Raw genomic sequence first — 21,954 nt, forward strand, 5'->3', positions numbered from 1 at the left:
AAAATATAATTATTTAGAGTTCTCTTTTTTAATTAAATTTAAAGCAGAACCTTCATTATACCATTCGATTTGGTTTTTATTATAAGTATGATTTGCCATAACAATATCTTTACTTCCATCTGCATGAACAACTTCAATGGTTAATGGTTTGTTAGGCGCAAATTCATTTAAATCTAAGAAATTAAAAGTATCGTCTTCTTGAATTAAATCGTAATCTGCTTCATTTGCAAATGTTAAACCTAACATTCCTTGTTTTTTTAAGTTTGTTTCGTGAATTCTAGCAAAAGATTTTACTAAAACAGCAACTACGCCTAAATGTCTTGGCTCCATAGCAGCGTGTTCTCTTGAAGAACCTTCACCATAATTATGATCTCCAACAACAATAGATTTTACACCAGCAGCTTTATAAGCTCTTGCAGTATCTGGTACTCCACCAAATTCTCCAGTTAATTGATTTTTTACTAAATTGGTTTTTCTATTAAAATCGTTTACAGCACCAATAAAACAGTTGTTAGAAATATTATCTAAATGTCCTCTAAAACGCAACCATGGTCCAGCCATAGAAATATGATCTGTAGTACATTTCCCGAAAGCTTTTATTAATAATTTTGCTCCTGTAATATCGTTTCCAATTGGTGCAAAAGGCTCCAATAATTGCAATCTTTCAGAATCGTCTTTTACTGCAATTTTAACGTGACTACCATCTTCTTCTGGTGCTAAATAGCCATCGTCTTTTACTTCAAAACCTTTTGGTGGTAATTCCCAACCAGTTGGTTCGTCTAACATTACTTCTTCTCCGTTTTTGTTGATTAACTTATCCGTTATTGGATTAAAATCTAAGCGACCAGCAATAGTAACTGCTGCTACCATTTCTGGAGAAGCCACAAATGCATGTGTGTTTGGGTTACCATCTGCACGCTTTGCAAAATTTCTATTAAATGAGTGTATAATTGAGTTTTTAGGTGCATTTTTAGGATCTGAGTATCTTGCCCATTGTCCAATACAAGGTCCACAAGCATTTGTAAATATTTTAGCATCTAATTTTTCAAAGATTCCCAAAATACCATCTCTTTCTGCTGTGTATCTTACTTTTTCGGACCCTGGATTTATACCAAATTCTGCTTTAATACCTAAGTCTTTATCAATCGCTTGTTGGGCGATTGAAGATGCTCTAGATAAATCTTCATAAGAAGAATTTGTACAAGAACCAATTAAGCCCCATTCTACAGCTAAAGGCCAGTCATTTTCGTTGGCTTTTTTAGTCATATCAGCACCTGCTTTCGTAGATAAATCTGGCGTAAAAGGACCGTTTAATAATGGACTTAATTCAGATAAATTAATCTCTATAACTTGGTCGAAATAATTATCTGGATTTGCGTATACCTCATCATCTCCAGTTAAATATTCTTTTACTTTATTTGCTGCATCTGCAACATCGCTTCTATCTGTAGCACGTAAATAACGTTCCATAGATTCATCATAACCAAAAGTTGAAGTTGTTGCCCCAATTTCTGCTCCCATATTACAAATTGTACCTTTTCCAGTACAAGACATTGCTTTTGCTCCTTCTCCAAAATATTCTACAATTGCTCCAGTTCCTCCTTTTGCAGAAACAATTCCAGCAACTTTTAAAATAACATCTTTTGGAGCTGTCCAACCAGAAAGTTTTCCTGTTAACTTTACACCAATTAACTTTGGAAACTTTAATTCCCAAGCCATTCCAGCCATTACATCTACTGCGTCTGCTCCACCAACTCCAATAGCTACCATTCCTAATCCTCCTGCATTTACAGTATGAGAATCTGTACCAATCATCATTCCTCCAGGAAATGCATAATTTTCTAAAACTACTTGGTGTATAATTCCTGCTCCTGGTTTCCAGAAACCTAAACCGTATTTATTAGATACCGATTCTAAGAAATTAAAAACCTCATTACTTGTATTTAAAGCAGATTGTAAATCTGAACTTGCTCCGTTTTTGGCTTGAATTAAGTGATCGCAATGTGTAGTTGTTGGAACTGCTACTTTAGGCTTACCAGCTTGCATAAATTGTAGTAATGCCATTTGTGCTGTTGCATCTTGTAAAGCAATTCTATCTGGTGCAAAATCTACATAGTCTTTACCACGCGTAAAAGCTTTGGTAGGATTTCCATCCCATAAGTGAGAGTATAAAATTTTCTCTGCTAAAGTTAAAGGTTTTCCTGTAATTTCACGTGCTGCATCTACTCGTTCCACAACGTTAGCATACACTTTTTTGATCATATCTATGTCAAAAGCCATATGTTGTTATTTTTTTATGATTATGTACAACAAATTTACAGTATTTATGGGAATTTTAAAAGATAAATAATAGATTGCTGTAATTAATGAATAAAGAAAAGCTATTTTTCATATAACTAACAATTCAGCAAAAAAAAGGTGGTTATTTTAATAAAAAATGAAAATATAGTAAAAATAATATTAAAAAAGCAGGCTAATAAGCCGAATTCTGTTTCCTTAAAAAGGTTCTTATCATTTATCTAGTTCTAAAATTACTCTTAGAATCTATCTGTCTACCCTTTAGAATCGAGCGAGTAGCTCTCTAGCTCTAATATACATGACATTGCACCTCATAGAGTTTACCTGGTTTCACTACAGCCTAACTGTACATTCTTTCTGTTGCACTGGTCCTCAACTTACGTTGGACGGTTGTTATCCGCTATGATTACTCTGTGGTGTTCGGACTTTCCTACTTATAAATAAGTCGATAAGATAAGCCTGCTAATTTTTAATATTCTTGTAAAATTACAATTAATTTTCATAAAAAAACCCACTCAAAAATGAGTGGGAAAAATTGCTATGAAAAAGAAAAAGTGTTACCGATTTCTCGATAACACCACAAATATAATTTAAAATAAATTTATAAAAAAATAATTATGAAAATTATTTACAAAAAATTAATATAAATTTAATTTTATGAAAACATATCTTTTACTTTTTCGAAGAAAGATTTGTCAGACACATTAGGGTTTGGTGTAAAATTCTCATTATCAGACATTTTTTCAAAAAACTGCTTTTGTTCTTTATCTAAATGTTGAGGCGTCCAAACATTAATATGAATCAAGAAATCTCCTGTTCCATATCTTTCGATACTTGGTAAACCTTTTCCTTTTAATCTTAATATTTTACCAGATTGTGTTCCTGGCTCAATTTTAATCTTTACTTTTCCTGTAACTGTTTCTACTTCTTTACTAACTCCTAAAACTGCTTCAGAAAAGTTTATGTATAAATCGTAGTGAATATTTGTGCCTTCTCTCTTTAATTTATCATGTGGAATTTCCTCAATAAGTACTAATAAATCTCCAGAAATAGAATTTTTCCCAGGAGCATCATTCCCTTTTCCTCCAACTTTTAACTGAACACCTTCTGTTACACCTGCAGGAATATTTATAGAAACTGTTTCTTCTTTTGTAATTAAACCTTGTGCATCTGCTCCATTTGGTTTGCTACTCATTATTTCTCCAGCTCCAGAACAAGTTCCACAAGTTGTGGCAGTTTGCATTCTACCTAAAATAGTGTTGGTAACACGCATTTGTTGCCCAGATCCGTTACAAGTAGTACACGTTTTATAAGTAACTCCATCTGCTTGTACTTTTCTACGCACTTTTACTTTCTTCTCTACTCCTTTTGCGATTTCTTCTAAAGTAAGTTTTACACGAATACGCATATTACTTCCTTTTACTCTAGCTTGACGTTGGCCTCCACCACCACCAAAACCTCCAAAGCCTCCGCCAAAACCGCCTCCAGCTCCTCCGAAAATATCTCCAAACTGACTGAATATGTCTTCCATATTCATGCCTCCTCCTCCAAAACCGCCACCACCTTGTGGACCATCGAAAGCTGCATGACCATATTGATCGTAACGTGCTTTTTTGTTTTCGTCGCTTAAAACTTCGTAGGCTTCTGCTGCCAACTTAAATTTTTCTTCAGCATTTTTATCGTCCGGATTTTTATCTGGATGATGTTTAATTGCCATTTTCCTGTAGGCTTTTTTAATCTCTGCTTGTGAAGCCGATTTAGAAATTCCTAATATTTCGTAATAATCTTGTTTTGCCATTTTAATTAGTTTTCAGTCTTCAGTTGGCAGTTAGCAATCAGCTTGTTACTGAGTTATTGTTAACTGTATCATAAAAACTTTATCAATTTGCAGCAATTCAGTCTTCAGTAAGCAGTTATTATTTACACTGCTTACTGAAGACTAAAAAGACTGCCCACTTTTTTTACTGTCCTATTACCACTTTTGGATAACGGATTATTTTATCTCCTAGCTTGTATCCTTTTTCAACACAATCAATTACTTTTCCTTTCATATCTTTTGATGGTGCAGGAATTTGTGTAATTGCTTCATGGATCTCCGCATCAAAAATATCGCCAGCTTTGGTTTCTATTTTCGATAATCCTTTTTGCTCTAAGGTGTTGTAAAACTTCTGATAAATTAATAAAACTCCTTTTCTTAGTTCTTCTGCTTCTTTGTCTTCTTCGATATGTGACAAGGCACGTTCGAAATCATCTACAACTGGCAGTAAAGATGTCATAACTTCTTGTCCTGCTGTCTTAAATAGTTCAATTCTTTCTCTTGTTGTTCTCTTTTTATAGTTTTCGAACTCTGCAAATAATCGTAAAAATTTATCTTTTTCGGCTTGAAGTAGCTCTTCTACTGTTGGTTCTTCTTTTACAACCTCTGCTTCAATCTCTTGATTTTCTTCAACTTGAGCAGTTTCTTGCTCGTTTATTACTTCTTCTTCTTTTATATTTTCTTTCTTACTCATTTCTTTGTAATCATTAAATTGTCTACAATTTATTGGCAAAAATGTTGCCAACAAAAAAATAGTGTCAAACTGACACTATTTTGTATTTATAATTTGTTTTAATTTATTAAAGGCTTGGCATCTAATTTCCATTCGTTTTTTATGGGAATGTTTAAATATTTTAAAATTGTTGGCACAACTGCTGTTTGCGGAATGGTTTGCTTTTCTAATTCTTGAATAGAATTGATTTTTTTATCGTTGTTTACACTTTCAAAAAAAGAGTTTCCTTTTTTATTTAAACCCACAAAAATTGTTTTTTCTGAAATTGTCTGGTTTCCATGCCCAAAACCTTTGGCATCTCTACCATGATCTGTTACTAGTATGACTAACCAATCTTCGTTAAAATTTTTATTTCTATGTGCTGTTGCTTTTAAAAGTTGACCAATATTTTCATCCATTTTTAAAATTGAACTTGAATATTTTTCTCCAAAACCATATGCATGTCCTGCATGATCTACATCATCTAAATGAATAAAGATAAAGTCTAACCCTTTTTCTCCAATTAAATCTACAGCTATTTTTGTTGAATAATCATCCAAACCACCTTGTGTAGAAAAATCTACCAAATACATATCTTTATATAGTAATAAATTAATGTTTTTCCAAGTTGAAATACTTGCCGTTTTTAAATTAGAGTTCGAAGTTTTTATATAATTAAAAACACTTTTAGAAGCACTAACTTGGTTTGGAGAATTACTTGTAACTTTATGATTATCTGCCCAAACCCCTGTTAAAATGGTTACCCAGCTTGGACCACTGGAAGTTACTTGTTGCGAATCTGTACCCAGTAAACCTCCATTAAAACCCTTTTTTATATTGAATTTATCGAAATTTGGTGTGTTTACTTTTGCTAATTGTTCTAATTGTAAGCCATCAATTCCTACCAATAAAACTTTCTTTTTTTGTGAAAAAGTAATTGTAGATATTGATAAGGTTATAAATAATAAAATGTTTTTCATTGAGATTGTATTTGGGAAGTTATAAAACAAAGGTTATTTTTTAATGTTAATTTTTAAGTTATAATAAAATTCTATGGTAATAAATAATTGAATTATTTTAGAATTAAATTCTTTTTCAGTTAATTTTTTTATCAAACCATTCGCCATAATCTGTAAACTAATCCCTGTAATTTCTTTATATGAATTTAAAAAATCTTTTATTTTTGGGTTTTTAGCGTTTTTTATTAAACAAAGCATAAATTCACCTTCTCCTTTTAATTCAAAGTATTTTTTTTGGTGATTATCAATTTTATTCAATTGAAATTGAGACCAAATTTTATTAAATAATTCAGATTTTTTTAATTTGATTAAATAATCATTTTCCTCTTTATTTTCAATAATTTCTGATGGATATTCTTTTAAAAATAACTCTACGTATTTCTTATAAAAACTTCCAATATTTTTTCTATTAGAAGTTTCTACTATTTTTCTTTCAAATATTTCGCTTCCTGTATTTAATAATTTTATCTCATTTTGGGTTAAACAATTATCTAATAAAATGGTGTAATCAATTGGTGATTGATTTTCAGATTTACAACTAAAAAAGATAATAGAAATTATTAGTAGTGTTCGTTTTTTCACATCTTAAGATTCAAATTCATATTCATATTCATCTTTTTCTTTTTTACAATTAAAGAACCTTTTGCTTGGTTCTAAAGTATAACTTCTATTATTTTTTAAATGTACAAAAAGCTTTTCAAATTCTAAATTGATTCAAGTTTTAAATTGAAAATTATTCAAATAAAACGATGTTGATTAAATAAAAAATAGTGCCAAAAATAACACTATTTTTATACTGAACTCGATTCAGTATTTATTACAATAACAAAATTACTTCTTTAAAAGAGAGAGATACTGAAATAAATTTAGCATAAAAAGATATAATTGAAAGCGGGAAATTGCTCCAAAAAAAAATCTTTTTTATACGAACCTAATCCTCAATCCTTTCAATTTTTGCGCCAATAGATTTTAAACGAGCTTCTATGTTTTCGTAACCTCTATCTATTTGTTCAATATTATTAATTATGGAAGTTCCATTTGCGGAAAGTGCTGCAATTAACAAGGAAATTCCTGCTCTAATATCTGGCGAAGTCATTTTTGTTGCTTTCAACTGCGACTTATGGTTTTGCCCAATTACGGTTGCTCTGTGTGGATCGCACAAGATAACTTTTGCGCCCATATCAATTAGTTTATCAACAAAAAACAAACGGCTTTCGAACATTTTTTGATGAATTAAAACCGTACCTTTTGCTTGTGTTGCAATTACTAAAACAATGCTTAATAAATCTGGTGTAAATCCAGGCCAAGGTGCATCTGCAACTGTTAATACAGAACCATCTATATAATTCTGGATTTTATAAGACTCTTGAGCCGGAATATAAATATCGTCTCCTCTTCTTTCTAGAGTAATTCCTAATTTTCTAAACACATTTGGTATTTGCCCAAGGTTGTTCCAACTTACGTTTTTAATGGTTAATTCAGAACGTGTCATTACTGCAACACCAATCCAAGAACCAATTTCAATCATATCTGGTAAAACTGTATGCTCACAACCACCTAAAGTATCTACGCCTTCGATAATTAATAAGTTTGAGCCAACTCCAGAGATTTTTGCACCCATAGAATTCAGCATTTTAGATAATTGCTGAATGTAAGGTTCGCAAGCGGCATTGTAAATTTTTGTGGTTCCAGTTGCTAAAACTGCTGCCATTAAAATGTTTGCAGTTCCTGTTACAGAAGCTTCATCCAATAACATTTCTACACCTGTTAGCTCTTCTGCTTCAACTCCATAGAAAGATTCTTCTTTGTTATAACGGAATTTTGCGCCTAATCTAATAAAACCTTCGAAATGCGTATCTAAACGTCTTCTACCGATTTTATCGCCTCCTGGACGTGGAATGTATCCTTTTCCAAAACGTGCTAAAAGTGGCCCCACAATCATAATTGAGCCACGCAAAGAACTTCCATCTCTTTTAAAATCTAAGGATTCTAAATAATTTAAATTGATATTGTCTGCTTGAAAAGCGTAAGAATTTCTGCTTAATTTTTCAACTTTTACACCTAATTCTCCAAGAATAAAAATTAATTTATTTACGTCTATAATATCTGGCACATTATTTACAACTACTCTTTCTGGCGTTAATAAAACTGCACATAATATTTGTAAAACTTCGTTTTTTGCTCCTTGTGGTGTTATTATTCCGCTTAATTTGTGTCCTCCTTCAATTTTAAATGATGCCATTAACTATTATCTTTTTCTATTTTTATTGTTATGGTGCGATTTCTTATGGTTGTTTTTCGAGTTATTTTGCCCTTGAGAATTTCTTTTTCTTAACAAGTTTTTACTTTCAGATAATTCTTCTTCAGAATTTCTTAAATCGAATTTCCCGTCAGATAAATCGTATAAATGATTAAAAATTACAGCATCGTCTACAGTATCTTTATTCCAATTCAAATAACATTTTTTCATGTGATTTGCAATGGTATAAATTAATGCCTCTTTTTTTTCTCCATCTTCCCAGCTTAAAGCAACATCTATCATGGTTTGAATATTATTTCCATAATATCTATATTTCGATGCGTATTTTGGGTAAGGCAAACGTTCTGGTTTCTCTTGTAATTCTTCTCTTGAAGGAACTGGATATGGAGATTCTGCATCCAATTTAAAATCGGACATAATATACAATTGGTCCCATAATTTGTGTTTAAAATCTGGAACATCACGTAAATGTGGTTGTAAATTCCCCATAACATCTACAATTGCTTTTGCCATTGTATCGCGTTCTTCTTTAGCTTCTAAAGCTACACAGTGGTCTACTAATTTTTGGATATGTCTACCATATTCTGGTATGATCATTAATGGTCTTTCTGAATTGTATTCTAAATCGAATGTCATTTATTTATTTTTGAAGTGTCTTGATTTAGTTTCAAGAATATCACTTATTATAATTGAAGTTATTTAATGTCGCAAAATAATTAATAATTACGAATTAGTAATTATGAATTCGTAATTATTTACCCAATAACTTTTAATTTCGCAAATTGTAATAATAATTTCTTTTTTCCTGCTGTTGCAAATTCAATTTCTGCTTTTTTATCTGGGCCTTTTCCTTCGATTCCTAAAACGGTTCCTTTGCCAAATCTATTGTGTTCTACAATATTTCCTGCGATAATATCTCCATCGAAAAGATTATTTTTTGGTGAAACTTGCGAAACTTTTTTTAAGTTTTTAGGAATGGTAATTTCCTTCTTTTTAGCCAAATTTCGTTCCATTTTTTTACGCTGAATGGGTTTTTGGAAACGAATTCCTTTGGGTGCATCATCGAAAATACTTTTATCTACAAACCTATTTACAGAAGGTTCTGGTACTTTTGGCGTAATATAGTGTAAAAACTGGTCGTCTATTTCTTCTAAAAACCTACTTGGTTCTGCATCTACCAATTTCCCCCATCTGTAACGTGTTTGTGCGTAGGTTAAATAGGCAACTTTTTCGGCTCTGGTTAAGGCTACATAAAATAATCTGCGCTCCTCTTCCAACTCGCTTCTGGTGTTCATACTCATGGCAGATGGAAATAAATTTTCCTCTAAACCAACAATATACACATGCGAATATTCCAATCCTTTCGATTGATGAATGGTCATTAAAGAAACGCTTGGCTTGTCGTTATTTTTTTCTGAATCGAAATCTGTCGCCAAAGCAACATCTTCTAAAAATGCTGTTAATGAGGCATCTTCTCCCTGTTCAATTTTATCGGTAATAAAATCTTTAATTCCGTTTAATAATTCTTGCACATTTTCTACTTTACTAACCGCTTCAGGTGTGCCATCTTTTTCTAAATCTTTAATTAATTGGGTTTGTTTTACAACGATTTCTGCAATTTCGAAGGCGTTTTTGGTTTGCGCCTCAATTTGTAAACGCAAAATCATATTCATAAAATTCTGTAACTTATTTTTTGTGCCAGAATTTATTTTTAGATCTATTTTATCGACATATTTTACAATATCGAAAATCGATTTTTTATAATGATTCGCTGCGATTGTTAGTTTGTCTATCGTTGTTGCACCAATTCCTCTTGCTGGGTAATTAATAATTCTTTTTAATGCTTCCTCATCATTCGAATTGATTAAAATACGCAGGTAAGACAAAATATCTTTGATTTCTTTTCGCTGATAAAAGGAAATTCCACCGTAAATTTTATAGTCTAAATTTTTCTTTCTCAATGCATCTTCAATGGCTCTCGATTGAGAATTTGTTCTGTATAAGACACAAAAATCGCTCAATTGCATTTGATTATTCATGTGGTTTTCCCAAATAGATTGTGCCACAAAACGTCCTTCTTCACCATCGGAAATGGTACGCATTACATTTATGGAATCTCCAGCATCATTAGACGTCCAAACTTCCTTGTCTAACTTCGTTTTATTTTTGGCAATTACAGAATTTGCTGCGTTTACAATATTACTGGTAGAACGATAATTTTGCTCTAATTTAAAGGTTTTAACATCAGGATAATCTTTCTGAAAATTTAAAATATTCTGAATATTGGCACCTCTAAAACTATAAATACTTTGCGAATCGTCTCCCACCACACAAATATTTTGAAAACGATCTGCCAACGCTTTTACAATTAAATATTGCGAGTGATTCGTATCTTGATACTCATCGACCATAATATATCGAAAACGGTCTTGATATTTTGCTAAAGATTCAGGAAAACGTGCTAATAATTCATTCGTTCTTAACAGTAAATCATCAAAATCCATGGCGCCTGCCTTAAAACATCTTTCTACATATTGTTTGTAAATCTCCCCCACTTTTGGTCTGCTTGCATGCAAATCTGCCTCTTGTAAATCCGAATCATTAAAATACGCTCTTACTGTAATTAAACTATTTTTAAAAGAAGATATTCGACCTAAAATTTGCTTGGGTTTGTAACGTTCTTTGTCCAAACTCATTTCTTTAATTATTGAAGAAATTAAGCGAACAGAATCTTGTGTATCGTAAATTGTAAAATTTGATGGAAAACCTAACTTGTCTGCTTCCGAACGTAAAATTCTTGCAAAAACCGAGTGAAATGTACCCATCCAAAGGTTTTTTGCTTCGCTAACCCCAACCACAGAAGCAATTCTCTCTTTCATTTCTCTTGCAGCTTTATTGGTAAATGTAAGCGACAAAATGTTAAACGCATCTACTCCTTGTTGCATTAAATGCGCAATTCTGTAGGTTAACACACGTGTTTTACCAGAACCTGCACCTGCAATAATAATCATTGGGCCATCTTTTTGTAAAACAGCTTGTTTTTGAGCTTCGTTTAAAGAATTTAAATAACTATTCAATAGATTTTATTTTGAAGAATTTAAAACGTGAAATTAACCAAACTATTCATTTTATTAAAGAATGAATGTTGTTTTTTATTCACAAGTTATTAGGCAAGTTAACCTTATACTTTTTTTCGATACAAATTTACCAATCTTAAATTCAACTTATTAATTATCTGCCTACAACCAGATAAATTAAAATATCTGGCTATAAGCAGATAAACTGAAATATCTGGTTATAGACAGATAATTTTGGTGTTTTAATAAATAAAACATACATTTGAAAATAAATTATACAATTAATGACAAGTATTTTAACTGGAGACATTATAAATTCAAGAAAAAAAAGTGATGCTTTTTGGTTACAAGCTTTAAAAGAAACTTTAAAAACTTTTGGAAAATCGCCCAATAACTGGCAGGTTTATAGAGGCGATAGTTTCCAGTTAGAGATAAAAAAACCAGAAGAAGCATTGTATGCCGCTTTAAAAATAAAATCTCATTTAAAGAAAACTGCAGAAATTGATGTTCGAATTGGCATTGGAGTCGGAAAAACAGCATATAAAGATGTAAATATTACAGAATCTAATGGAGAAGCCTTTATAAACTCTGGTTTTGCATTTGATAATTATTTAAAAAAACAAAATTTAGCCATAAAAACACCTTGGCAAGATTTTGATGAAGAAATGAATATTGCGTTAGATTTGGCACTATTAACCATAGATTCTTGGACACAAAATTCTGCCGAAGTTTTTAATTTATCTTTGGAAAATAGAGAAGCGACCCAAAAAGAAATCGCAAAAATTTTAGGAATTACACAAGGTAGAGTTAGCGAACGACAAAAACGTGCCGGCTTTGAACCTATTATGAATCTTGAAACTCGTTTTAGAAAAATTATCAAACAAAAAATATCTGAATAATGCTTTTATTTTTAAAAATTTTGTTGGCACATATTTTAGGAGATTTTGTTTTTCAACCCGAAAAATGGGTAAAAGACAAAGAAGAAAAGAAAATGAAATCTGTAAAACTGTATGTTCACATGGCAGTTCATGCAATTTTATTATTGCTTTTTTTGCAATTTAATTTAAAGGAATATTGGCTTGGTTTTACAATTATTCTTATTTCTCATTATATTTTTGATGTCTTAAAACTCACTTTTCAAACTAAAAAAAGTAAACGCCTTTGGTTTTTTATAGATCAACTTTTACATCTTTTAGTTTTATTTTGTGTAGCTACTTTATATTCTGAATTCAATTTTAATTTTGATGAACTTTTTACGAGTAAAATATTGTTATTATTGATTGGAATTCTATTGATAACAAACGTTTCCTCTATAATTATTAAAGTTTTTATTACACAATGGAATCCTGAAAACAAAAAAGAAAACGACGATTCTCTTGCAAAAGCAGGACGTTATATTGGTATTTTAGAACGTTTATTTGTATTCGTTTTTGTAATTACAAATCATTGGGAAGCCATTGGTTTTTTACTGGCAGCAAAGTCGGTTTTTAGGTTTGGAGATTTAACATCTTCTAAAGACAGAAAATTAACAGAATATATTTTAATTGGTACTTTATTAAGTTTCGGGTTGGCAATTATCATCGGAATCTTATATTCGTATTTTGTAACTCTTATTTAATTTATGGAAGATAAAATTTTAGAAAGCATCGCATATATTTTACCAGCTACAGTAACTGGTTTTGTGGCTTATTATATGTTTAACGGTTTCATCAACAATAAAAATACCGAAAAAAAATTAGAACTTTTAGCACAACAAAAAAAGGAGGCTTTGCCTATTAAATTGCAAGCATACGAACGTTTAATGCTCTTTTGCGACAGAATGAACCCTGTAAAAATGTTGATGCGAATTCCGCCAATTTCAACAAATACAAACGATTATTTGCAGCTTTTAATCGCAAATATAGAACAAGAATTTGAACACAATTTAGTACAACAAATTTATATTTCGGAAGCTACTTGGACAGCCATTGTGGCCGCTAAAAATGCTGTTATGAATAAATTAAAACAGGTTGCAGAAAAGGCTACTTCTGCGAACGATTTAAGAGAAAATGTATTAATAGATTATTCGAAATCTGTGCCACCAACAGAAACAGCTATTGACTTTATTAAAAATGAAGTTAGGAAATTATTATAAAAAATTAAAAAGCCTTCTTAATTAAAAGAAGGCTTTTCTACTTATGAGTATTCTCATAAATTGGGGGAATTTAAAAGGGTCACATTAAAAACTTGGGGAGTTAAGTTTTATAGAAAATTATTTCTATGGTAATATTTTTGATTAAATTTTTAAAAAATATTCTCGTACTCCTCTATAAACGTGGCATTGTTGAAATAGAATAACTCTCATAAAATCGAGTTATTTCCAGTTCAACAAGCCTAAAATCAACATTATTTTTTTTCATTTTTATTTTCTCCCCACAAATTGTCGTTGACCCATTTAAAACTAAACACTTACTTTTCTTTTTCACTCTATTTCCCCAACAATAAAATTGAATTTTAAATTCAATTTTAAATTTTCTATTTTTTAATTAAAGTATATTTTTGAAGCACCAATTGGAGCTTCAACTGTTTTAATTTGTTTTTTATCTGATAAATTAAATACTTGCAATTCACTAATGTCAGAAAACCTAGTATTTAAAGCATAAAATTTATCATCCTTAACCGCCATTCCATAAAAAGATGCAAAACCACCTGTTGTAAATAAACTTATTGTTAAAAATTCTGTTGTTGGTAATTTAATATCTGAAATATTTATTTTATATACTGAATTACCAACACTATAGTAGGCAGTTGTATTATCTAACACCATTAACGACGGATGTATTCCATTAGCAAATTCAATTTTAGATTCAATAGTATTATTAGTTGTGTTTATTCTAGTAATAGAAGCCAAAGTCTCATTACCTGTCCAAGCAGCTTTTCCTTCACATAATACAACTAAAAAATTATTATTATCAATAAAAATTTCATCAGGTATGTCATTAACAGTAATTTCCTTCACGACTTTAGAGGTTGCAATATCAATAATAGAAATTTTATTATTCGTTCCAAAACCTCCCTTATGAGAAACATATAACTTTCCATCGTGTGCAAGAATTCTTTCTGGTCCTACAGCAACATCAATTTTACTCTCTACTTCATAAGTTTCTAAATTTACAATACTTATAAAATCATCAGAAACATTATCACTAAAAGAACCCGACCCCCAATTTGTTACATATCCTTTATTTCCTACAACTGTCATAAATCTCGGAACTTCTAAACCAGTAGTAATTGCACTTTCTTTTTTAAAAGTATACCTGTTTACAACCGATATTGTATTTTGATTATCTACAATTATAAATGCTCTATTATCATCAAAAGCCATCGACTGTAAAAAAGTACTCAGTTCTTCTGAATTTACTTTTTTATAAATTAAATTTTCTGTGGTTGTTAAATCGTTAGAAACATAAGAAACAGAACCTGTTCCTGCTGACGGAGAACCTTCTCCGCTAATTAAAATACCGTTTTCATAATCTCCTTTTGGTAAAAGAGGGGAATCTTCTTTACTACAAGAAGTAAAAATAATTGCGCTTAGCGCTAGTATTGATAGTAATTTATTAATTTTCATTTTTATTAAAATTTACAGTTGATATTAAAGTTAAAATTTCTGTTTGGCATTGGTCTTCTTGGTTGTGTAAAGTATAATTCATTAAATATGTTATTCACTTTTAAACCAATAGATATTTGTTGTTTTTCAGTTTTTAGAACCATATAATCTGCTCCTAGATTACTCACAAAAAAACTAGGTATTATAAAATCATTAGAATTACTTTCTGTAGTAAACGTTTTACTTGTAAATAACTGTTGATAAAACGCACTAAATCCTTTGTAAGAATATCCTAAACTTCCATTTAATAAATGTTTTGGCACAAAAGTTAAAAAATTATTCGTTTCAGTATTTTTAGCATCTGTATAACTATAATTTACTGTTGTATTTACAAAATGTTTATTAAAGTTCTTTTGGTATGAAAGTGTAAACTCAATTCCTTTATTCATTGTTTTAGAAAGGTTAATTGGTGTCCAAATACCTGGTCTATTTGGGTCGCCATTTGGTGTCCAAACAATTTTATCTTTTGCGGAAATATAAAACCCAGATATATCTATCGACAAATTTTTGGTATTAAAAACAACACCAAACTCACTTTGCAAAGCAGTTTCTGGTTTTAAATTAGGATTACCCTGGCCTGGCCAATATAAATCGTTGTAAGTTGGTACTCTATAATTTTTAGAACCATTTGCTCGAAAAGAAATGTTTTTAAACGTATTTACTTTAATTCCCATAGCATAACTAAAAGGTACATCAAAATCTGAATTAAAGTCTTTCCTTATTTTGGTATCGAAAAAGAAAAAATTGTTTATGTTTTGATTGTAAATGACAGATTGTGAGAATTGTCTTCTATTTTTTGTATTGATTTGATCCGTTTTTCCAAAAACAGATTCATATTCAGAAAAAGAGTTAATTGTTGCATTTATTTTTGGAATTTTATACCCAAATTGATAATTTATCAAATAACGGTTCGATTTTCCGAAGTTAAATTTATCTGTATTTTTATCGCCGTAATAATGATATTCTTGTGTTAGAAAAGCAATTTTAACTTCGTTCGTAAACCTTCCTTTTTGATGGTTGTACACCAACAAGTTTCTATTGTTAAAATCTTTGTATTTCTCGTTGGCAGAAGTTGGATTAGGTAATTCTCCTGAAAATAAACGGTCTCCCAAATAAGAAGTACTATAAAAATTTAATTCAGAAAAATTAGATAGTTTGTAAGACAAACCCGCATTAAAACTTATATTTTTATAAGCTCCATTGGAATTTCTAAAATCGGTTTTTAATAGCGGATAATCATTATTTGACTTATTATAAGAAATACCTAATTTAACAGCCAATTTTTGACTTGACAAATTAAATTTGTATAAATTATTAGAAGTATTATAACTTCCAAAAGAAGAAACAAATTGGTTGTCTATAGTCTGTTTATTTTTAAAGGACAGTTCATCATTTAAATGAACGGTACCGCCAATAGCACCAGAACCATATTCTATACTCCCACCACCACTTCTAATGTTTATAGCATCAAATAAACTTACTGTTAATGAATTGAAACCTGTTTGTCCGTTATTGATAGAATTGATATTAATTCCGTTCCAAACAACGGCAGTATTAGAAGCACTTGTACCTCTAAAACTTGCAGAACTTGTACCACCTGCACCATATTCTCGTAAATAAATAGGTGCGTTAAAACGTAAAAGTGTAGTAAAAGATTCTGTATTTTTCACCAAAACAGAATCTTTTAAAGTTATAATTTTATAACCTTTAGAATTTTTCTTTAATGTTTTATCTGCTACAACAATTACCTCTTTTAAAATCGTTCTTAATGAATCGTTTTGAGCGGTTAAATGAGAAGCAGTACCAAATAAGAGAATAAAAAATATAATTTTCTTCATACACAGTTAACTTTTATCCCGAAAGTTTTTTAATTGTTAAAAATAAAGGCAGGTCTCCTGGCTTGTTTTCTGTTATTTAGACCTTCCCAACATAAATGTCAGTGGTAAAAGAGTTAATAACAGCTCTTTTAAAAAGAGGTTTCAAAATTTTTTTTTGAAACAAACTTACAGTTGCGGGAACAGCTTTGGTATTTCACCAAATTCCCTTTTAATTTACTCATAAAAAGAGTAAAACCTAAATTCTTTGCAAATGTATTCTATTTTAAGTTATTCTAAAACTAATAATTGATTATAATTTGTGAATTTTTGTTGTAATTCTTCAGAAATATTAAAATGCTCTGGATGAATTATTTTAGCCAAACATTCTATTCCATTTACTAAAGTTCCTGCAGAAGATTGAGTGAACATTTCAAAATCTGCGATAAAAACCTGTTCGTTTTTAACCGCTCTTAAAGATTTCCATTCTGGTTTTTCTTCCAAAAATTGCATATCCTCTAAAGTTCTAGAAATTCCGTAACCACAAGGTGCGATAATTAAAATTTCTGGGTCGTATTTCACAATTTTATCCCAAGGAATAACAATACTATCGCCAGAAGGATGCGAGAGTAAATCGATACCACCTGCATACCCAATTTGATGAGGAATCCAATGACCACAGTTAAATAAAGGGTTAATCCACTCTAACAACATGACACTTTTAGCTTGAATTCTTTTCGCCCTTTGTGTATCTACTATTTTATAAACGCGCTCTTTTAGCTTTGCAACATATGCCAAACCAACTTCTTTCTTTCCCATGGCTTCTGCAATAGTAATTGCATTCTCAAAAACGTCTTCTAAAGAATTAGGTGTAATCGAAATCAGTTTTGGTATTTTGGGTAATTTGTATGCGGAAGTTGCTACGCATTCGGTATCTATTTGGCAAACATCACACACATCTTGTGTAAAAATAATATCTGGCGCAATTTCTTCTAATACAGGTTCATCTACATAATATAGAGTGCCACCTTCGGCTTTGGTTTTAGAAAAAATAGTATTTATTTCTTCACTTGTTAAAACTTGACCTTCTAATTTATAACGAACAGCAACTTTTTTTTCTGCCAAAGCAACTGCAGGGCATTCAAAAGTAATTCCGTTTAAATATTGTTGTAACCCCATATCGTAAATCATTTGGGTTACTGCTGGCATAAAAGAAGAAACTGTCATTTTTTTGTTTTTTAGAATACAAATTTACATACTTTTAAGATATTCTTTCCTTTTTTAATAAATGTTTCCAATCTTTGTGAAATAATTTTTATTATTTATGATATATTATATTTCTGGTGGCGAAAGATCTGGTAAAAGTAATTTTGCACAAAAAATTGCGGAAGATTTGTCAGAAACCCCTATTTATTTAGCAACTTCCAGAATTTGGGATAATGATTTTCAAAAACGTGTAGACAGGCATGTTTCTGATAGAGACGAACGTTGGCAAACCATCGAAGAAGAAAAAAACATAAGTACTGTAATTCCAGAAAGTGCAACTGTAGTTGTAGATTGTGTTACTTTATGGCTTACAAATTTTTATACAGACACAAAATATAATGTGGAAGAATCTCTAAAATTAGCCAAAGAAGAAGTAGATAAACTCCATAAAATTAAAGCTAACATTATCATTATTTCTAATGAAATTGGCATGGGAGTTCATGCATCTACAGAAATTGGAAGAAAATTTACCGAACTGCAAGGTTGGGTAAATCAATATATTGCAAACAAAGCCACAAAAGCCACTTTTATGGTTTCTGGCTTACCTCTAAAATTAAAATAATATGATTTCTAAAATAGAATCTGTATCCAAAAAACTTACAGAAGCACTTCAAAATAAAATAGATTTTAAAACAAAACCATTGGGTGCATTGGGTTTGTTAGAAACTATTGCGTTACAAATTGGTAAAATTCAAAATACAACTTCGCCTAAAATTACAAAACCCAGTATTGTTGTTTTTGCTGGCGACCATGGAATTGTAAAATCAAAACCTGTAAGCTCATATCCTCAAGAAGTTACGCAGCAAATGGTGTTTAATTTTTTAAATGGAGGCGCTGCAATTAACGTTTTTTGTAAGCAAAATAATATTCATTTGAATATTGTTGATGCTGGTGTAAATGGAGATTTTGAAAAAGAAGAAAACTTAATTGATGCTAAAATTGCGAAAGGAACCAAAGATTTTTCCACAGAAAAAGCAATGACCATCGAACAATGCGATTTAGCTCTTGAAAAAGGAAAAGAAATTGTAAATTCTTCATTTAAAAAAGGTTGTAATACCATTGGTTTTGGAGAAATGGGAATTGGAAACACCTCTTCTGCATCACTTTTAATGAGTTATTTTACAAACATACAAATTGAAAACTGTGTTGGAAAAGGAACTGGTTTACATGACGAAGGCCTTCAACAAAAAACAAACATTTTAAAAAATGTATTTGATAAACACAAACCAACAATTAATTCTCCAATAGAAGCACTTGCAACTTTTGGTGGATTCGAAATTGCAATGATTACTGGTGCTATTTTAGAAGCTGCAGCTTTAAAAATGACGATCTTAATTGATGGCTTTATAGTAACAGCGGCGCTATTAGCAGCACATGCAATTGATAAAAATGTGTTAGATTACTGTGTTTTTTGCCATACTTCTGGCGAACAAGGGCATGAAAAAATGTTAGATTTTTTAAACGTAAAACCTCTTTTAAATTTAGGGTTGCGTTTAGGGGAAGGAACTGGAGTCGCAGTTGCATTTCCTATTATTTCTTCTGCAGTTAATTTTTTAAATGAAATGGCAACTTTTAAAAGTGCCAATGTTTCTGAAGCTTAAAAGATGAAAAAACAACTCCTTTATTTTTTAACAGCTGTATTATTCTTTACGAGAATTCCTTGCCCCAAATGGGTAAATCATTCACCAGAAATATTGAATAAAAGTAGCCGCTATTTTTCTTTAGTGGGTATTTTGGTGGGTGCAATTTCCGCAGGAATTTACTTTTTAGCTTCGTTTGTTTTTACAACAGAAATATCTTTGGTTTTGGCAATGATTGCTTCCATTTGGACAACTGGTGCTTTCCACGAGGATGGTTTTGCAGATAGTTGCGATGGTTTTGGTGGCGGTTGGACCAAAGAAAAAATTTTAATAATTATGAAAGATTCTCGTTTGGGAACTTTTGGAGTGATTGGGCTAATTTCTATACTTTCTTTAAAATTTATGGCTCTTAATTATTTAGCGACTTCAAAATTAATGATGGTTTTAATCTTAATTTCTGGGCATAGTATTAGCCGATTTATTGCCACTATCCTACTCTACACCCATACTTATGTAAGAGATATCGATAGTTCTAAAGTAAAGCCAACCACACAAAAAATGGAAACGAAATCCTTAATTATTTCTGGTTTTTTCGGGGTTTTTCCTTTATTTTTCTTTAATACTTATTGGGTGTTTTTAAGTCTTATTCCGCTTTTAATTACCTATTTATATTTGGGGAATTTCTTTAAAAAATGGATTGGCGGACAAACTGGAGATTGTGCTGGTGCTTTACAACAAGTGGCAGAAGTAGTATTTTACCTTTCTTTACCTGTTATATGGAAGTTATTTTTGTAAGACATACCACACCAAAGATCCAAAAAGGAATTTGTTACGGTCAAACAGATTTAGATGTTACATCCTCTTTTTCTGAAGAAGTAAAAATCATTCTCGAAAAAGAAGATTTTTCTAATTCAGACATCGTTTTTTATAGTAGTCCGCTTTTAAGATGTAAAAAATTAGCCTATAAAATTTCTAAAAATGTAATTTTTGATGAGCGTTTGAAAGAATTAAATTTTGGTGATTGGGAAGTACAAAATTGGAACGACATTAATAAAGAAGATTTAAATACATGGATGCAAGATTTTGTAAATGTAAAGGTTCCAAATGGAGAATCTTTTATCGATTTACATGCAAGAACTGTAGAATTTCTATCAGAAATTATAAAGAAAAAACATCAAAAAATAGTAATTATTACACATGCAGGCGTTATTAGAAGTTTGCATTCTTTTATAAATAATATTCCTCTCGAAAAGTCTTTTAATTTAAAATTAAATTACGGAGACGTTTTAAAAATTAATTATCCATGAAAAAAAACCTAATCCTTTTAGCTACAGTTATTTTATTTATTTCTTGTAAAGAAAAATCGGCGACAAAAGTTATTGAAAAAACTACAAAAAGCACTATAAAATATGCAACTGGTTTCGATATAATTACAGAAGGAAATGTGAAAAAATTGATTATTAAAAAACCTTATAAAAAAGCTAAAAAACATTTTACTTATACATTAAGCGATAAAACAGATTTAAAAAATCTACAGTTAAAAGTTCCCATTACAAATGTTGTGGTAACAAGCACTACACACATTCCAATGTTAGAATTAATTGGCGCAGAAAAATACATTTCTGGTTTTCCACAAACAAAATTTATTTCATCAGAAAAAACAAGAGAACTTATTGATAAAGGAAATATTGTAGAGTTAGGAACCGAACAACAAATTAACACGGAAAAATTATTAGAACTCGCTCCTGAACTCGTGGTTGGTTTTGCTTTAAATGGAAATAATAAAACCTATAAAACCATTGCTAAAAACCAGATTCCTGTGTTGTATAACGGAGACTGGCTAGAAGAAACTCCTTTAGGTAGAGCAGAATGGATTAAATTTTTTGGTGTATTGTTTAATAAAGAAAAACAAGCAGATAGTATTTTTAATGTGATTGAAAAAAACTATAATGCTGTAAAAAAACTAGCTTTACAAACAAATAAAAAACCCACAATTATTTCTGGTTCTCTTTTTAAAGACGTATGGTATATGCCTGCTGGAGGTAGTTTTATTGCTACTTACTTTAAAGATGCAAATACCAATTATTTATGGCAAGATTCTAAAGGTTCTGGAAGTTTGTCTTTAAGCATCGAAAGTGTAATTGATAAGGGATTAGAAGCAGATTATTGGATTGGTTGTGGTTTACTAGAAACTAAAAAAGAAGTGCAAGAAAAGTTCCCAAATTATGTTGCTTTTAATGCTTTTAAGAAAGATAATGTATTTACTTATGCCATACAGAAAGGTAAAACAGGTGGCTTAATTTATTTTGAAAAATCGCCCACAAGACCAGATTTAGTATTAAAAGATATCATAAAGATTACACACCCAGAGTTGTTGCCCAATTACAAATTAACCTTTTTTGATAACTTACAGTAATACTATTTAATTTTTACAATTTTATTTACCACAGGAAACCAAGTATATTT

The 21,954-nt window shown here is 30.5% G+C and carries 19 protein-coding genes, 1 other RNA gene and 1 riboswitch; of the genes, 8 read left to right on the top strand and 12 right to left on the bottom strand.

The window, feature by feature from the left end:
- Positions 1 to 9 precede the first annotated feature (9 nt).
- The 9 genes from J3359_RS02660 to J3359_RS02700 all read right to left on the bottom strand — a co-directional run bounded on the left by J3359_RS02660 (position 10) and on the right by J3359_RS02700 (position 11,182).
- Positions 10 to 2,280 (bottom strand): aconitate hydratase, encoded by a 2,271-nt coding sequence (locus tag J3359_RS02660; protein WP_208079208.1) that lies wholly within the window; start codon positions 2,278 to 2,280, stop codon positions 10 to 12.
- A gap of 181 nt (positions 2,281 to 2,461) precedes the next feature.
- Positions 2,462 to 2,764, bottom strand: an RNA gene (gene rnpB / locus J3359_RS02665) — RNase P RNA component class A.
- Between the two features lie 189 nt (positions 2,765 to 2,953).
- Complete coding sequence (dnaJ, locus tag J3359_RS02670; protein ID WP_208079209.1) at positions 2,954 to 4,096, bottom strand: molecular chaperone DnaJ; 1,143 nt, start codon at positions 4,094 to 4,096, stop codon at positions 2,954 to 2,956.
- 163 nt (positions 4,097 to 4,259) lie between these two features.
- A complete protein-coding gene (locus tag J3359_RS02675) occupies positions 4,260 to 4,808 on the bottom strand; it encodes a nucleotide exchange factor GrpE (protein ID WP_208079210.1) in 549 nt (182 codons plus the stop codon).
- 98 nt (positions 4,809 to 4,906) lie between these two features.
- Complete coding sequence (locus J3359_RS02680; protein WP_208079211.1) at positions 4,907 to 5,806, bottom strand: alkaline phosphatase family protein; 900 nt, start codon at positions 5,804 to 5,806, stop codon at positions 4,907 to 4,909.
- Between the two features lie 33 nt (positions 5,807 to 5,839).
- Positions 5,840 to 6,427 (bottom strand): hypothetical protein, encoded by a 588-nt coding sequence (locus J3359_RS02685; RefSeq protein WP_208079212.1) that lies wholly within the window; start codon positions 6,425 to 6,427, stop codon positions 5,840 to 5,842.
- Between the two features lie 349 nt (positions 6,428 to 6,776).
- Complete coding sequence (gene murA, locus J3359_RS02690) at positions 6,777 to 8,087, bottom strand: UDP-N-acetylglucosamine 1-carboxyvinyltransferase (protein WP_208079213.1); 1,311 nt, start codon at positions 8,085 to 8,087, stop codon at positions 6,777 to 6,779.
- Between the two features lie 6 nt (positions 8,088 to 8,093).
- Positions 8,094 to 8,741: a DUF4290 domain-containing protein gene (locus J3359_RS02695; RefSeq protein WP_208079214.1), complete on the bottom strand. Its 648-nt coding sequence runs from the start codon at positions 8,739 to 8,741 to the stop codon at positions 8,094 to 8,096.
- 119 nt (positions 8,742 to 8,860) lie between these two features.
- On the bottom strand, positions 8,861 to 11,182 hold the full coding sequence (locus tag J3359_RS02700; protein WP_208079215.1) for an ATP-dependent helicase: 2,322 nt from the start codon (positions 11,180 to 11,182) through the stop codon (positions 8,861 to 8,863).
- A gap of 284 nt (positions 11,183 to 11,466) precedes the next feature.
- Here J3359_RS02700 and J3359_RS02705 point away from each other — a divergent pair, with 284 nt between their 5' ends.
- The 3 genes from J3359_RS02705 to J3359_RS02715 are packed head-to-tail and all read left to right on the top strand — an operon-like array spanning position 11,467 to position 13,316.
- Positions 11,467 to 12,081, top strand: coding sequence for a sigma factor-like helix-turn-helix DNA-binding protein (locus tag J3359_RS02705; protein ID WP_208079216.1), 615 nt, complete (start codon positions 11,467 to 11,469; stop codon positions 12,079 to 12,081).
- The gene (locus tag J3359_RS02710) at positions 12,081 to 12,800 is read left to right on the top strand and encodes a DUF3307 domain-containing protein (protein ID WP_208079217.1); all 720 of its coding nucleotides are present in this window, start codon (positions 12,081 to 12,083) and stop codon (positions 12,798 to 12,800) included. Before J3359_RS02705 ends, J3359_RS02710 begins: the two co-directional genes overlap by 1 nt.
- A gap of 3 nt (positions 12,801 to 12,803) precedes the next feature.
- A complete protein-coding gene (locus J3359_RS02715; protein WP_208079218.1) occupies positions 12,804 to 13,316 on the top strand; it encodes a DUF7935 family protein in 513 nt (170 codons plus the stop codon).
- Positions 13,317 to 13,703: 387 nt separating this feature from the next.
- Here J3359_RS02715 and J3359_RS02720 read toward each other — a convergent pair whose 3' ends face one another.
- The 3 genes from J3359_RS02720 to J3359_RS02730 form a co-directional block, all read right to left on the bottom strand.
- Positions 13,704 to 14,789 carry a YncE family protein gene (locus J3359_RS02720; RefSeq protein WP_208079219.1) on the bottom strand — a complete coding sequence of 362 codons (1,086 nt, stop codon included), beginning with the start codon at positions 14,787 to 14,789 and terminating at the stop codon, positions 13,704 to 13,706.
- A gap of 5 nt (positions 14,790 to 14,794) precedes the next feature.
- On the bottom strand, positions 14,795 to 16,666 hold the full coding sequence (locus J3359_RS02725; RefSeq protein ID WP_208079220.1) for a TonB-dependent receptor domain-containing protein: 1,872 nt from the start codon (positions 16,664 to 16,666) through the stop codon (positions 14,795 to 14,797).
- A gap of 30 nt (positions 16,667 to 16,696) precedes the next feature.
- Positions 16,697 to 16,920, bottom strand: a riboswitch (cobalamin riboswitch).
- Between the two features lie 13 nt (positions 16,921 to 16,933).
- Positions 16,934 to 17,869, bottom strand: a complete 936-nt coding sequence (locus tag J3359_RS02730) for an ABC transporter substrate-binding protein (RefSeq protein WP_208079221.1) — start codon at positions 17,867 to 17,869, stop codon at positions 16,934 to 16,936.
- 97 nt (positions 17,870 to 17,966) lie between these two features.
- Between J3359_RS02730 and J3359_RS02735 the strand changes: the two genes are divergently transcribed.
- The 5 genes from J3359_RS02735 to J3359_RS02755 are packed head-to-tail and all read left to right on the top strand — an operon-like array spanning position 17,967 to position 21,904.
- Positions 17,967 to 18,470, top strand: a complete 504-nt coding sequence (locus J3359_RS02735) for a bifunctional adenosylcobinamide kinase/adenosylcobinamide-phosphate guanylyltransferase (protein ID WP_208079222.1) — start codon at positions 17,967 to 17,969, stop codon at positions 18,468 to 18,470.
- A 1-nt stretch (position 18,471) separates the two neighbouring features.
- Positions 18,472 to 19,509 (top strand): nicotinate-nucleotide--dimethylbenzimidazole phosphoribosyltransferase, encoded by a 1,038-nt coding sequence (gene cobT, locus J3359_RS02740; protein ID WP_208079223.1) that lies wholly within the window; start codon positions 18,472 to 18,474, stop codon positions 19,507 to 19,509.
- 3 nt (positions 19,510 to 19,512) lie between these two features.
- Positions 19,513 to 20,283, top strand: a complete 771-nt coding sequence (locus J3359_RS02745; protein WP_208079224.1) for an adenosylcobinamide-GDP ribazoletransferase — start codon at positions 19,513 to 19,515, stop codon at positions 20,281 to 20,283.
- Positions 20,265 to 20,795 (top strand): alpha-ribazole phosphatase, encoded by a 531-nt coding sequence (cobC, locus tag J3359_RS02750; protein ID WP_208079225.1) that lies wholly within the window; start codon positions 20,265 to 20,267, stop codon positions 20,793 to 20,795. The genes J3359_RS02745 and cobC overlap by 19 nt, the downstream gene beginning before the upstream one ends.
- On the top strand, positions 20,792 to 21,904 hold the full coding sequence (locus tag J3359_RS02755; RefSeq protein WP_208079226.1) for an ABC transporter substrate-binding protein: 1,113 nt from the start codon (positions 20,792 to 20,794) through the stop codon (positions 21,902 to 21,904). The genes cobC and J3359_RS02755 overlap by 4 nt, the downstream gene beginning before the upstream one ends.
- The last annotated feature ends 50 nt before the right edge of the window (positions 21,905 to 21,954 follow it).

The organism is Polaribacter cellanae, assembly GCF_017569185.1.
GTDB classification, from domain to species: Bacteria; Bacteroidota; Bacteroidia; order Flavobacteriales; family Flavobacteriaceae; genus Polaribacter; species Polaribacter cellanae.

Bases quoted from the DNA above. Each gene is read 5' to 3' on its own strand.
- J3359_RS02675 (WP_208079210.1), bottom strand. From the start codon at position 4,808: ATGAGTAAGAAAGAAAATATAAAAGAAGAAGAAGTAATAAACGAGCAA.
- J3359_RS02725 (WP_208079220.1), bottom strand. From the start codon at position 16,666: ATGAAGAAAATTATATTTTTTATTCTCTTATTTGGTACTGCTTCTCAT.
- murA (WP_208079213.1), bottom strand. From the start codon at position 8,087: ATGGCATCATTTAAAATTGAAGGAGGACACAAATTAAGCGGAATAATA.
- J3359_RS02755 (WP_208079226.1), top strand. From the start codon at position 20,792: ATGAAAAAAAACCTAATCCTTTTAGCTACAGTTATTTTATTTATTTCT.
- cobT (WP_208079223.1), top strand. From the start codon at position 18,472: ATGATTTCTAAAATAGAATCTGTATCCAAAAAACTTACAGAAGCACTT.
- J3359_RS02660 (WP_208079208.1), bottom strand. From the start codon at position 2,280: ATGGCTTTTGACATAGATATGATCAAAAAAGTGTATGCTAACGTTGTG.
- J3359_RS02745 (WP_208079224.1), top strand. From the start codon at position 19,513: ATGAAAAAACAACTCCTTTATTTTTTAACAGCTGTATTATTCTTTACG.
- J3359_RS02710 (WP_208079217.1), top strand. From the start codon at position 12,081: ATGCTTTTATTTTTAAAAATTTTGTTGGCACATATTTTAGGAGATTTT.
- J3359_RS02680 (WP_208079211.1), bottom strand. From the start codon at position 5,806: ATGAAAAACATTTTATTATTTATAACCTTATCAATATCTACAATTACT.
- J3359_RS02720 (WP_208079219.1), bottom strand. From the start codon at position 14,789: ATGAAAATTAATAAATTACTATCAATACTAGCGCTAAGCGCAATTATT.
- J3359_RS02735 (WP_208079222.1), top strand. From the start codon at position 17,967: ATGATATATTATATTTCTGGTGGCGAAAGATCTGGTAAAAGTAATTTT.
- J3359_RS02715 (WP_208079218.1), top strand. From the start codon at position 12,804: ATGGAAGATAAAATTTTAGAAAGCATCGCATATATTTTACCAGCTACA.
- J3359_RS02730 (WP_208079221.1), bottom strand. From the start codon at position 17,869: ATGACAGTTTCTTCTTTTATGCCAGCAGTAACCCAAATGATTTACGAT.
- J3359_RS02705 (WP_208079216.1), top strand. From the start codon at position 11,467: ATGACAAGTATTTTAACTGGAGACATTATAAATTCAAGAAAAAAAAGT.
- J3359_RS02695 (WP_208079214.1), bottom strand. From the start codon at position 8,741: ATGACATTCGATTTAGAATACAATTCAGAAAGACCATTAATGATCATA.
- dnaJ (WP_208079209.1), bottom strand. From the start codon at position 4,096: ATGGCAAAACAAGATTATTACGAAATATTAGGAATTTCTAAATCGGCT.
- cobC (WP_208079225.1), top strand. From the start codon at position 20,265: ATGGAAGTTATTTTTGTAAGACATACCACACCAAAGATCCAAAAAGGA.